This window comes from Mesorhizobium sp. LNHC252B00 (assembly GCF_000502955.1).
Lineage (GTDB): Bacteria > Pseudomonadota > Alphaproteobacteria > Rhizobiales > Rhizobiaceae > Mesorhizobium.
The window spans coordinates 1-12,071 of the sequence record NZ_AYWO01000039.1 but is presented as its reverse complement, the minus strand read 5'-3'; the positions used below and the strand labels follow the sequence as shown (position 1 = coordinate 12,071).

Genomic DNA, 12,071 nt, shown 5'->3' with positions numbered 1-12,071 from the left:
GACCGTCCCTCCACTCAGTCGCAACGAACCCGCCTATCCGCCCGGAGCGTACCGCTCAGGCCCACGGACGCTGTTCGGCGTTCTTCTTCTCGAACGAAGCGATGGCGCCGGCCTTCTCCATGGTCAGGCCGATGTCGTCGAGCCCGTTGAGCAGGCAGTGCCGCTTGAAGTCGTCGAGGTCGAAGGTGACCACGCCACCATCTGGCCCGCGGATTTCCTTGGCCTCGAGATCGACCGACACCGTGGCGTTGGAACCGCGTGACGCGTCGTCCATCAGCTTCTCGAGATCCTCGGGGCTGACGGTGATCGGCAGAATGCCGTTCTTGAAGCAGTTGTTGTAGAAAATGTCGGCGAACGAGGTCGAGATGACGCAGCGAATGCCGAAATCGAGCAGCGCCCACGGTGCATGCTCTCTGCTCGAGCCGCAGCCGAAATTGTCGCCGGCGACCAGAATCTGCGCCTTGCGGTAGGCCGGCTTGTTGAGCACGAAATCCGGATTTTCCGAACCGTCGTCCTTGTAGCGCATTTCGGCGAAAAGGCCGGTGCCGAGCCCGGTGCGCTTGATCGTCTTCAGATAATCCTTGGGGATGATCATGTCGGTGTCGACATTGACGATCGGCATCGGAGCCGCGACGCCGGTGAGCTTGGTGAATTTTTCCATGGCTTTTGCCCGTGTTTTCGTTGCGGGGGAATTTGCTGACGCCGGTTTACACAATGCCGGCGGCAAATAAAAGGCAGCTGTTTGTGCGCGGTGGCGCAAGCCATGATGGATGTCACCCGAAAGTAGCTCCGGTTTCCGGCCACAAAGGATCACCTGACTTGCAACAGCCTGAGATGGGAAGGATCGCTGCGGAACAGGTTCCGTTCCGCAGCGCCGCCGCTCAAATCACATTCAATTCCCGAAACGCCCGCCCTTCCGCGACCCGGCCATACCCAAACGCCGAACAGTCCACCGTGCGATACCCCCCATGCACGATCAGTTCGGCCAGCGCCTTGCCGACCGCCGGCGCCTGCTGCAGGCCGTGGCCGGAGAACCCGTTGGCAAAGATAAAATTGCCGACTTGAGGATGTGGGCCGATCACCGCGTTCTGGTCGAGTGTGTTGTAGTCGTAGTGGCCGGCCCAGGCGCGCGTCGGCTTGATCGCCTCGAAGGCCGGAATGCGGGTCGCCAACACCGGCCAGATCACCTCTTCGAACAGCGGCCAATCAACCTCGAAATCCCCAGGGGCGGCCGGGCCATCGCCCTCTTCCGGTTCGGCACCGCCGGTGAGATAGACCGAACCTTCCGGGCGCACATAGATGCCGGACGGGTCGACCAGCAGCGGCATGTCGGTGTATTTCTCGCGCGCCTCGAAAACGAAGACATTGCGTTTGCGCGGCTCTACCGGCAGCGCCAGGCCGGCCATGCCGGCCACCTTGCCGGCGTTCGGCCCAGCGGCGTTGACGACGATGCCGGCCTCCAGCACCTCACCATTGTCGAGCCTGACGCTGGTGACGCGGTTGCCGTCGCGCGCAATATCGGTGACATCAGCGGTGATGAAATCGATCTTCTTCTCGCGCAGCGCCTTGCGGAACAGCATCAGCATCGCATGCGCGTCGAACCAGCCCTCGCCTGTCCGGCCATAGGCACCGGCGGTGATGCCTTCGGCCGATAGCCACGGGAAGCGGCGCACGAGCCTGTCGGCGTCCTCGAGAACGATGTCGGCGCCCTCGGCCATCTGCGCCTCGTGATTGGCCTTCAGGATCGGCAGCCCGTCCTCGCCGGCAAGGATGAGATAGCCACCCTCGCGAAAGCCGATATCGGCATCCGCGCCGAACTCTTCCTTCAGCCGCCGGAACAGGTTCAGCGTGAACTGCGACAGCCGGATGTTTTCCGGGATCGAGAATTGTTGGCGGATCGAGGCCATGGACAGCGTCGTTGCCGCGTGGGCGAACTGCGGATCGCGCTCGATCAAGGCGATCGAGCCGGAAAACCCTTCCTCGCGCAGATAATAGGCGACCGAGGATCCGACGATGGCCCCGCCGATGATGACGATGTCGTAGCGCACTTTTTTCTCCGATCCTTTGCCCGCGTCCTCACGCGACCGGCAAAATGATCTCGAAGCGCGTGCCGCGCTCGGAGTCAACCAGCGCGATCATACCATCATGCGCTTTCAGGAGGGCCAGCACGATGCCGAGGCCCATGCCGGTGCCGCCCGATTCGCGCCTTGTGGTGAAGAACGGCTCGAAGATGCGCGCCCGGTTGGCGGGCGAAATGCCGGCACCGTTGTCGCTGACCAGGATGCGCGCCTTGCCACCGGCGCTCATCGCGGCAATCGAAACCTGCGTCGCGCCGTGCCTAGCCGAATTGTCGATGAGATTGGCAAGCACGATTGCCGCGTTCTCCGCCGATATGCGCAAGACCAGATCGCCGCCGGCCTCGACGTGAACAGCCAGCCTGTTGTCCACCGGGAGCAGCGCCCGTGCCGCGCCGATCGAGGTGCTTTCGCCGCTCGGCGCCAGGTTTTCGGCGCGCGCCAGGTCGAGCAGGCGCCGTACCAGCAGATTGAGCCGCCCGGCATCGGTGACAATATTGTTGGAGAAGCGCCGACGCTCCGTATCGTCCATCGCGCTTCCTGAATCGCGCAGCAATTCGGCCGCGCCCTGGATCGCCGTCAGTGGCGATTTGAGTTCGTGCGAGACATGGGTGGCAAACGTCTGGATGGAATCCGAGCGCGCCTGCAGTTTTTCGGCCATGTCGAGGAAGGCGGCGGAAAGCTCGGCCATCTCGTATGTGCCGTGGTGGTCGAGCGGCCGGATCGCCGCTCGGTCGCCGGCGGCGATGCGCTCGGTGCGATCGATCAGCGCATAGATCGGCCGGCTGACGGTGCGCAGGAAGACCAGGCCGATGAGCAGCGTGCCGCCGAGAATGGCGATCGCCGCCAACGTCACTTTGCCGCGCTCGCCATAGAGATGTTTCATGATGTTGTTGGGCGTCCGCGACACATAGACCACGCCAGCGACTTGGCCATCGACGGCCACCGGCAAGGCGACGAAGACACGCACCTTGGTGCCGCGGCTGACCGAATAGAGCGGTGGCGCCGGCTGGTCGGGGATGCGCAGCCTGAGCGCGCTGGCATAGCGGCCGGCGAGTGCCTCGCGCACCTCCTCGACCGCGCCAAGCGACTGGCCGATCTCGCCGCGCCCGGCGATGACGACGCCTGTGGGATCGAGCAATCGGAAACCGGCCAGCGTGGTTTTCTGTGTGGCGTCGAGGATACCGGACAGGCGCTTTCCGATCGCGGCGAAGGCGGGATCGGCGGTGCCTGGCATGGCCACTGGCCGGGTCGGAAGCACATAATCCGAAGCGAGATCGAGACGCGGTTCGATCGGCCTGTACAGCGGGTCCGGATTGACGCTTCGGCTCGCGCCTGCGTTTGCCTGCGGCATCGGTGCGCCGAGTTTGTGCGGGGCAATGCCGGCATCGCGCACGTCCTGCGCATAGATGGCGGCGATGGCCGCCCCTTGCGCGATCAGCTCCGCCTCGGTCTGGCGGATCAGCTGGTTCTCGTAGAGGCGGAAGAAGAACAGGCCGACCAGTGGCAAGGCCATCACCAGGATCAGGATGGCGACGACGACCGTGGCGAGGCGAGGCCGCCATTTGCGGCCGATCCATTTTCGCGAAGTCGTCAGCCGCATCGGCCGAGCCGGAAGCCGACGCCATGCACGGTCTCGATGGCATCCAGGCAACCCACTTCTGCCAGCTTGGCGCGGATGTTTCGGATATGGCTGTCGACGGTGCGGCCGGCGACATGGATGTTGGCGGCATAGGCACTTGCCATCACCGCGTCGCGGTCGAGCACATGCGTCGGCCGCGCCAAAAACCCCTTCAGGATCGAGAACTCTATCCCCGTCAGGGCAAGCGGCTTGCCGTCGAAGCTGGCGGCATGGCTGGCCGGTGCCAAAGCAAGTTTGCCGTGCACGAACTGCCGGTCGTCCACCGGTTCGGGCGGCGCCGGGCGGGCGCGCCGCAGGATGACGTTGACCCGGGCCACCAGCTCGCGCGGGCTGAACGGTTTCGTCACATAGTCGTCGCCGCCCATTTCGAGGCCCAATATGCGATCGATCTCTTCGTCACGCGCCGACAGGAACAGCACCGGCACATCGGATGTGTGCCGCAGCCGCCGGCAGACCTCCAGCCCATCCATCTCCGGCATGCCAATGTCGAGCACGACGAGGTCGGGTGCCTTCCGCCCGATCGCTTGCAGGGCGGCGGCGCCGTCGGCCACTCCTTGCGTTTTCATGCCGGCCTTCTCCAGCGCAAAGCAGATCACTTCGCGGATATGCGGATCGTCGTCGGCGACGAGGATGTGATGCGGCATCGATCAGCGGCCCGGCAAATGGGATTCGATATGGTCAGGAACCACGAACGGGTCCTTGGTGTCGAGAGTGCGCAGCAGCCGCCAGTCGAGGGAACGCCCCTGGCCGGTCATTTCGAAGGAATGGCGACATTGTAATTGGCAATCAGCGCGGCGAAATTGATGAAACAGCCGGCATAGAGCGCCAGAGATAACGTCGGAAGATTGGCCGACAGCAGCCATTCGTTGGATTTCCCAGCGCGATGCCGGCGGCAAGCAGGAAGGCGAACAGGAAAACCGTGATCCCGGCAGGTTGGCCATAAAAGAGAAATTCCGCAAGTGCTGGCAGCAGCACGGCAACGCCGAAGCGGCTGCAACAGCTCGGCACGGCTGTGAACGACGAGGTCATCACCTGGCTTCCCTGATGGCTTCGGGCCGGATTGACGCCGGGCGCTTGCGGCCAAAGGGAATGAGGATCGCCAAAGAGTTTGCGCACGGCGGATCGGCCAGCCACCAGCCTTCACTGCGCAGCCGATAAGGCAGGGACCAACAGGGTTTTTCTCGCTTTTGCATGCCCCCCGGTCTCGCAGGTCGGCGAGGTAACGGTGCGGCGGATGCGAGGAGGTTTCCCGCAAGCTTGTGCAGTTTTCGTGCAGGGCTGGGGCAACCACTTCGAACTGGAATTTGCCCACCCTCCAGAGGTTGGTGCAGCCCCTCATCTGCCTGCCGGCATCTTCTCCCCGTAAACGACGGCCTCCGGGAACTTCTCAGCTTTCTGAAGTTCGAGCGTCTGCCGCAACAGCATGTCGTCGGCCTTCGCGCGAGACAGCCAAGCGAGGCGATGTCAGGCGGTCACCAGGGACAACAGAATGGCCGATAAGCGGCACACAACCTTGCCATCACATCCTCCTCGTGAAGAACACACCTAGTGCGGTGCCGCGCCGCGCCGCTCGAGCGCGGTCTTGCGGATGATTTCCGCGATCTCCGGGCTGCTGCTGCACAGCATCTGGAAATCCGCCGAGTGCAGCGACAGGAGCGAGACCACCGTTGCGGCGCTGACGGTCGCCGAGCGCGGTTCGCCGCTGATCAGCGCCATCTCGCCGAAGAAGGCGCCAGGGCCAAGCTCCACCGGGTTCGGCGTCGCGACGCTGACGCGCCCCTCCACGACGAAGAACATCTGGTCACCGGTCTCGCCATTGCGGCAGATCACGGCGCCCGCCGGCATGACGCGAGGTCTTAACGCGCGCACGATCTCGACTAGCGCGGCCGGGCCGAGCTTCTGAAACAACGGCACGGCGGCGACCAATTGCCAATTGCGAACGAAATCCTCGCGACGCACTTCTTGATAAAAGCCGGTGGCAAGAATGCCAGCCCAGAGCGCGAAGATGCCGATGCCACTCATCATGACCATGCCGGCCAGGACGCGGCCGGCGAAGCTTTGCGGAATAGCGTCGCCATAGCCGGTGGTGGACAGCGTGACCACCGCCCACCACATTGCCTGGGGGATGCTGCCGAACTTTTCCGGTTGGGCGCCGCGCTCGATGACATAGGCCGCCAGCGCGACACCGAACAGAACGACGCCGAAAAGCGTGGTGACGCCGATCAGGTTGCGCGCTTCGTTGGTCAGGATCCTGCCCAGCAGCGGGAAGAAAGTCGAGTCGCGCAGAGGTTTCAGCAGCCAGACAGCACAGTAGAGGCTCCGGTCGGGCATCCCGACGAGTAGAAAGGCGGCAAGCGGAACCAAAACCGCGAGCACATCAATTGCGATTGCCGGCGTCCTGTCCCGAACGTCTCCCGCGCGGCGCTTGAGCAGCGTCTCGGCCAGTTGCAGGAGATAGACGCCCCAGATGACCGCGAGGACCGCAGCCAGAGCCAGTCTGCTTCGTCCGGACATGTCCGGTGTCGTGAGCGTAGCCACCGCCACAAGCCCAATCGCAGCCAGCAGCGCGTTGAGCGGCGCGTAAATTCTTAAGAAAGGCAGTACCGACATTCTATGCTCACGAGCGGTTACCAGCCTCCAAACTAGGATGTCTTCAAGGCAAGCGCAAAGGTGCCGCCGTCGCGGCGACGTGCATTATCAACGGCAAACTCAGATATCCCGGATTGCTTCGTGACCGGAAGTGAACAGCAAGCCACAACCGACGAGAATGACCCAATCCGGACATTGCAATGGGTCCGACGGAAAAACTGAAATATCGGGCCGTCGTTTTCACTCGAGCCCGATCCACACAAAGCCGTCCTGCTTTCGGCAAGGATATACGATCAACTTTGCGCGGTTCTTCGAAATGTCACCCAAATATTCAAGTCCCGCCCTGGTACCGTCGTGCTCCAACTTGGCCCACTGCCTGATTTCGCCGGTAAGCAGGTCGAAACAACTCTGATGCCAGCGGCAGACCAGGCCAAGATCTGCGGTGATCGTGCTCCCCGTGTGTGGGAGCTGCAGCGCCTCGACCTGAGCGGAACTTCGGCGTTCGTAGAGCGGCAGATGAAGATGCGGGCAAGCATTGTTGAAGGCGCAATAGTTGTCGGATCCGCGAACGACAACTATATCGTAATCTTCAAAATCGAGAATCCGACGTTCGTAGGGCTGAAGCTCGTCTTCGGAAAAAGCACGAACCCACCTCCTGCCGCCGTGGCGGATGGTTTCGCGAAGCCCCTTGGAATTCAGCTCGGCGTCAATTTCGGGCTTCAGCCTGACGATTTCGAACAGGCTTGTGCGCTCGGCGGTACCGCGAAGGCGCACCCTGACGAAGTCGCCGATTTCCACCTTTTCGGCGATCTGGTCGCGAAGGGCCTCGGATATTAGCAAGCGCGTACCGGCATCTTTATTGGCGGACTCGACCCGGCTGGCCAGATTTACAACGTCGCCGATGGCCGTGAGACGTTCGTGTCCAGCAAAACCCAATGTGCCGATGACGGCTTCGCCATAGTTGAGGCCGATACGAATATCGAAATCGATGCCATACATCGAGGCAAAGAACGGCTTCAGACGATCGACTGTGGCGAGGGTCTGAAGTGCGGCGTTCACGGCGCGGAGCGGAGCGTCTGGCTGGTCGTCGATACCGAATATTGCCATGAGCCCATCGCCGATCAGTTTGTCGATGAAACCGCCATTCTGCTCGATGATGTCGCCGACCTGGGCGAAGTAGCGATTGAGCAGATACATCACGTCGTAGGGGGAAAGCCGCTCCGACAGCGCTGTGAAATCTACAATGTCGCTGAAGAAGACCGCAACACGCCTTGCTTCACCGCAACGCGTCGCGGCAGAAGCACCAAGCTGGCTGGTGATCATCATGTCGGTTTCGTCTAGCACGAGGCGTCGGACGCGAAGCTCGCCTTCCGGCCGGAGCTGACAGGCCAGCCGAACTTCATCGGCCAATCTCAACCGGTTCGCCATCTGGGTTTCGTCGGGATTGCGGTCCGGGCAAGCCTCAATGCCGTCGAGGACCCAAACGCGGCATGTCGAGCATTTCGCCCTGCCGCCGCATGCGTGGGCAAATGGCACGCCCGATCTGAGAGCCGCCTCAAGCAAGGTCTCACCTGCGGCCACGTCGAAATCCACTCTGTCGGGTAAAGCGGTTGCTTTGGTCATATCACCGAACACCGGTCCGTCGCGTTAACTGGCTGTCAGTGTAGCACCAATCGGCTCGGGCGGTGGAATCGTGCAAAATTCGGGCACCGACGAAGCCGAAATGGTTTCGTTGCGAGGACCGGACCGTAAGCCGTTGCAGCGGCAGCGACCGCTTGCCGAGCGGACAACGAGGGTTCATCACGGCGGACCGTGTGGCGGGGAACGGCCCGATCCTGGCCGGGCGGTGCCTGAAGCCTTCGGATGAAGGGCAAAGTCGATGAGTTCGCGGATAACTAGGCGATCTGCGGTTTTCTGCTAATACAAATTGAAAATTGCGCCGTCATGTTTCACAACAGGTCGGTACAGCCAGGGGGTTCCGAAGCCTGCGGGTTTGTCACGGTCCTCAAGGCGAGAATTCGAAAAGACGTTCAATAATGACCCAGCACGCAGAAAATGCTCGAATTCTCATGTACAGCCACGACACGTTCGGGCTTGGCCACTTGCAGCGCTGCCGGACGATCGCGCATTCGCTGGTCGAGGATTTCCGGGGACTTCAGGTGCTTATCATTTCGGGTGCGCCTATCGCGGGCGCCTTCGACTACCGCGCCCGTGTCGACTTCGTGAAGATCCCCAGCGTCATCAAATTGCGCAACGGCGAGTACACCTCGCTGGAAAAGGATATCGATCTGCATGAGACGCTAAGGATGCGCCAGTCGATCATCCGCCACACAGCCGAGACCTTCCGGCCGGATATCTTCATCGTCGACAAGGAACCGCTCGGCCTGCGCGGTGAGATTGAGGACACGCTGTCCTACCTCAAGACGCGGGGAACCACGCTGGTGCTTGGCCTGCGCGAGGTGATGGATGCGCCGCATCTGCTCGAAGCCGAGTGGGCACGCAGGGATGTGATGCGCAAGATAGGCCTGTTCTACGACAAGATCTGGGCCTATGGTCCGCCTGATTTCTACGATCCGTTGACCGGCTTGGATGTGCCGCCGGTTGTCAGGGCAAAGATGAGATTCGTCGGTTTCCTGCAACGGAGCCTGCAGCGGAACGAGTTGCCCGGCCACCGGCCCGAGGGCGATTATATCCTCGTTACCACCGGTGGCGGAGGCGACGGCGCCGAACTGATCCACGACGTCATCGATGCCTATCAGCAGGATCCGCAATTGCAACATAGGGCGCTGATCGTCCTTGGACCTTACATGCCGGCGCGCAAGCGCAACAAGCTGATCAAGAAGGGGTCCAAGATCCCCTACATCAAGATCATCGAGTTCGACAACCGCATGGAAGACCTGATTGCCGGCGCCAAGGCGGTTGTGGCGATGGGCGGTTACAACACCTATTGCGAGATACTATCTTTCGACAAGCCGGCGCTGATCGTGCCGCGCGTCGAGCCCCGCGAGGAACAACTGATCCGCGCTCGGCGCGCAGCCGAACTCGGCCTCATCGAGATGTTTTTGCCGGAAGAAGCCAAGGATTCCCAGCGGTTTGCCGATGCACTGGTGGCACTGCCGGACTGGCCCCGCCCATCACAGAGCAATCCGCATCTGACGCTGGAAGGGCTGCCTCATATTTCCGAAATCGTCGCGGAACTGCTCGACCGGCGGCCCGGCCATCGCCTGTCGGTCATTGAAGGAATGAACTGACTTGCGACATCGCAAGATTGTCGTGGTTCTGAAGGGCTATCCGCGCGTCTCGGAAACCTTTATCGCGCAGGAACTGCTCGGTCTGGAGCGCGCGGGGTTCGAGCTGATACTCGTCGCGCTCAGGCGGCCGACCGATGCAAAACGCCACCCCGTGCATGACGAGATCAAAGCGGCCGTCCACTATCTGCCGGAATATCTGCATGAAGAGCCGCTTCGCGTGCTTCGCTCGCTGTTTGCTTGTTTGCTGCGGCCGGGCTTCTGGCGCGCGCTCGGATCGCTGGCTGCCGATATCCCCCGCGACTTTACCCGCAATCGCGCGCGCCGTTTCGGGCAGGCGCTCGTGCTGGCGGCCGAATGGCCGAAAGACGCGGGATGGTTGCATGCGCATTTCGTGCACACGCCGGCATCGGTAACGCGCTATGCCAGCGAGCTTCTTAGCCTGCCCTGGAGCTGCTCGGCCCATGCCAAGGACATCTGGACTTCGGCGGACTGGGATTTGGCCGGCAAGCTTTCCTCGGCGCGCTGGACGGTCACTTGCACGAAGACCGGCTTCGACCGTCTGACGGAACTCGCTAACGGCAACTCGTCCGTGCATCTGAGCTACCATGGGCTCGACCTCGATCGTTTCGGCTGTTTTGGCGAGGCGCGAAAGCATCATGACGGCTCGGCGCTGGACGAACCGGTTATCCTTCTGAGTGTCGGGCGCGCCGTTGAAAAGAAAGGCTACGATACCTTGCTGGAGGCTCTTGCCCTCTTGCCTGGCGATTTGGCGTGGCGTTTCGAGCATATCGGCGACGGCGAGGAACTGGAACGGCTCAAGGTACTGGCGCAAAAGCTGGGACTGAGTGGTCGCGTCTCTTGGAAAGGCGCGCTCGCGCAGGAGGAGGTGCTTGAGCACTACCGCTGCGCCGACATCTTCGCCCTGGCCTGCAGGATCACCGCTAATGGCGACCGGGACGGTCTGCCGAATGTTCTGATGGAGGCGGCTAGCCAGCGGCTTGCCTGCGTGTCGACCAATATTTCCGGCGTGCCGGAGATTTTATCGCCGGATGAAACCGGGCTGCTGGTTCCGACGGAAAATCCAATTGCCCTGGCACAGGCGCTGGAGCGCCTGATCCGCGATCCCGTGCTGCGCACCCGCCTCGGCGACGCAGCAGAGCGGCGCGTGCGCGGCAACTTCGATCATCTGGCAAGCATTGGACAGCTCAAGGAACTGTTCGAGCGCGAGTGGCGGGCCGCCGATTGAACCGGCTGCGCGCCTTCCTTTACGTCCAGCACCTGCTCGGTATCGGTCATCTCGCGCGCTCTAGCCGCGTCGCGGCGGCTCTGGTCGACGACGGGTTTGACGTAACCGTTGTGACCGGCGGAGCGCCGGTCACGGGGTTTCCGGGACTCGGGGTAAAATCTGTAACCTTGCCACCTGTCACCTCCGGTGATGAAGGATTTTCCGGACTTGTCGATTTGCACGGCAAACCCATCGACGATGATTTCAGGAAACGGCGTTCAGAGATGCTGCTGCAGGCATTCCGGGATTGCAGGCCGGATATCGTCGTTATCGAGGCGTTTCCATTTGGACGCCGTCAGATGCGTTTCGAACTCTTGCCGCTGCTCGAGGCCATCGACGCGGCGTCGCCCAGACCGCTGCTGGCGACGTCCGTGCGTGATATCCTTCAGGAGCGCGTCAAGCCCGGCCGAAACGAGGAAACGGTCGATCTCATCAACCGGCATTTCGACCTTGTTATGGTCCATGGCGACCCGGCTTTCGCAACCATCGACAAGACATTTCCACTGGCTGGGGCGATCAGGGCCGAAGTCGCCTATACAGGGCTCGTTGCCGCGCCGCCATCGCCCGTGGGCTCCGAGCGCTTCGACGTTCTGGTGTCGGTTGGCGGCGGGGCTGCCGGAAAGAGCCTTGTCGGCTCCACCGTCGCAGCGGCGCGGAACGCCAACAACGGTTGGAAATGGTGTTTGATCACCGGCCCAAACCTGCCGAAAGACGAGTTTGACGCGATCGCAGGCGATGCCACGCCGGGCCTGTCCATCTTCCGGTTCCGCGAGGATTTCGCCAGCCTGCTGACCGGCGCCCGCCTGTCGGTGTCGCAGGCGGGTTACAACACGGTCTGCGATGTCCTGCGCGCGGGTTGTCGCTCCCTGCTCGTTCCATTTGCAGCCGGCGGTGAAACCGAACAAAACGTTCGCGCCCTGATGCTCGAAGAACTCGGTCTTGCAACGGTGCTGATGGAAAAGGACCTAACGCCTGAAGGTTTGACGCAAGCGATCGAACAGGCCCTTGTGGCACCTACGCCATCCGCGCATCGTCTCGATCTAGAAGGCGCGCGTCACTCGGCGCAAATCCTGCGCGAGCGGTATCGAACATGGTCCCTAGAAATGCGGCCCGGTTTCGGAAAAGCTCATGATCAACCGGACCCTGGAAACTAGTCTAGTTTCCGTCCACAAACGGCAAATAATTGATTTTGTTGAGTGAATCGTAGCTTTGCATGAGCAAGGCCCGGC

General features: G+C 61.9%; 10 protein-coding genes. 3 read left to right on the top strand and 7 right to left on the bottom strand.

Translation table 11 applies throughout. The annotated features are described in order from the left end of the window. Nucleotides 1-55: 55 nt before the first annotated feature. From leuD to X744_RS1000000171165, 7 genes are all read right to left on the bottom strand, one after another. Entirely contained in the window at nt 56-661 is a 606-nt protein-coding gene (gene leuD, locus X744_RS142770; RefSeq protein WP_023762456.1) for a 3-isopropylmalate dehydratase small subunit, read from the bottom strand. A gap of 220 nt (nt 662-881) precedes the next feature. Continuing rightward, nucleotides 882-2,048, bottom strand: coding sequence for an FAD-binding oxidoreductase (locus tag X744_RS142775; RefSeq protein ID WP_023762455.1), 1,167 nt, complete (start codon nt 2,046-2,048; stop codon nt 882-884). A 28-nt stretch (nt 2,049-2,076) separates the two neighbouring features. Beyond that, nucleotides 2,077-3,678, bottom strand: coding sequence for a HAMP domain-containing sensor histidine kinase (locus X744_RS142780; protein ID WP_023762454.1), 1,602 nt, complete (start codon nt 3,676-3,678; stop codon nt 2,077-2,079). Further along, nucleotides 3,669-4,361 (bottom strand): response regulator transcription factor, encoded by a 693-nt coding sequence (locus tag X744_RS142785; RefSeq protein ID WP_023762453.1) that lies wholly within the window; start codon nt 4,359-4,361, stop codon nt 3,669-3,671. Before X744_RS142785 ends, X744_RS142780 begins: the two co-directional genes overlap by 10 nt. 3 nt (nt 4,362-4,364) lie before the next feature. After that, nucleotides 4,365-4,580, bottom strand: a complete 216-nt coding sequence (locus X744_RS1000000172825) for a hypothetical protein (protein WP_245266846.1) — start codon at nt 4,578-4,580, stop codon at nt 4,365-4,367. A 682-nt stretch (nt 4,581-5,262) separates the two neighbouring features. After that, entirely contained in the window at nt 5,263-6,327 is a 1,065-nt protein-coding gene (locus X744_RS142790; RefSeq protein WP_023762449.1) for a cyclic nucleotide-gated potassium channel, read from the bottom strand. A 219-nt stretch (nt 6,328-6,546) separates the two neighbouring features. Next, nucleotides 6,547-7,629, bottom strand: a complete 1,083-nt coding sequence (locus tag X744_RS1000000171165; RefSeq protein ID WP_245266845.1) for an adenylate/guanylate cyclase domain-containing protein — start codon at nt 7,627-7,629, stop codon at nt 6,547-6,549. Between the two features lie 713 nt (nt 7,630-8,342). On the opposite strand from X744_RS1000000171165, the gene X744_RS142795 reads away from it, so the two are divergent. Genes X744_RS142795 through X744_RS142805 form a run of 3 tightly spaced genes read left to right on the top strand, consistent with a single transcriptional unit; the run spans nt 8,343 to nt 11,996 of the window. Then, complete coding sequence (locus X744_RS142795; protein WP_031261200.1) at nt 8,343-9,557, top strand: glycosyltransferase family protein; 1,215 nt, start codon at nt 8,343-8,345, stop codon at nt 9,555-9,557. A 1-nt stretch (nt 9,558) separates the two neighbouring features. Next, nucleotides 9,559-10,803, top strand: a complete 1,245-nt coding sequence (locus tag X744_RS142800) for a glycosyltransferase (RefSeq protein ID WP_023762446.1) — start codon at nt 9,559-9,561, stop codon at nt 10,801-10,803. Then, nucleotides 10,800-11,996: a glycosyltransferase family protein gene (locus tag X744_RS142805; protein WP_032908076.1), complete on the top strand. Its 1,197-nt coding sequence runs from the start codon at nt 10,800-10,802 to the stop codon at nt 11,994-11,996. The genes X744_RS142800 and X744_RS142805 overlap by 4 nt, the downstream gene beginning before the upstream one ends. The last annotated feature ends 75 nt before the right edge of the window (nt 11,997-12,071 follow it).

Coding starts and splice junctions, on each gene's coding strand:
- leuD (WP_023762456.1), bottom strand. CDS start 661: ATGGAAAAATTCACCAAGCTCACCGGCGTCGCGGCTCCGATGCCGATC.
- X744_RS142780 (WP_023762454.1), bottom strand. CDS start 3,678: ATGCGGCTGACGACTTCGCGAAAATGGATCGGCCGCAAATGGCGGCCT.
- X744_RS142785 (WP_023762453.1), bottom strand. CDS start 4,361: ATGCCGCATCACATCCTCGTCGCCGACGACGATCCGCATATCCGCGAA.
- X744_RS1000000172825 (WP_245266846.1), bottom strand. CDS start 4,580: ATGGCTGCTGTCGGCCAATCTTCCGACGTTATCTCTGGCGCTCTATGC.
- X744_RS142790 (WP_023762449.1), bottom strand. CDS start 6,327: ATGTCGGTACTGCCTTTCTTAAGAATTTACGCGCCGCTCAACGCGCTG.
- X744_RS1000000171165 (WP_245266845.1), bottom strand. CDS start 7,629: ATGATCACCAGCCAGCTTGGTGCTTCTGCCGCGACGCGTTGCGGTGAA.
- X744_RS142795 (WP_031261200.1), top strand. CDS start 8,343: ATGACCCAGCACGCAGAAAATGCTCGAATTCTCATGTACAGCCACGAC.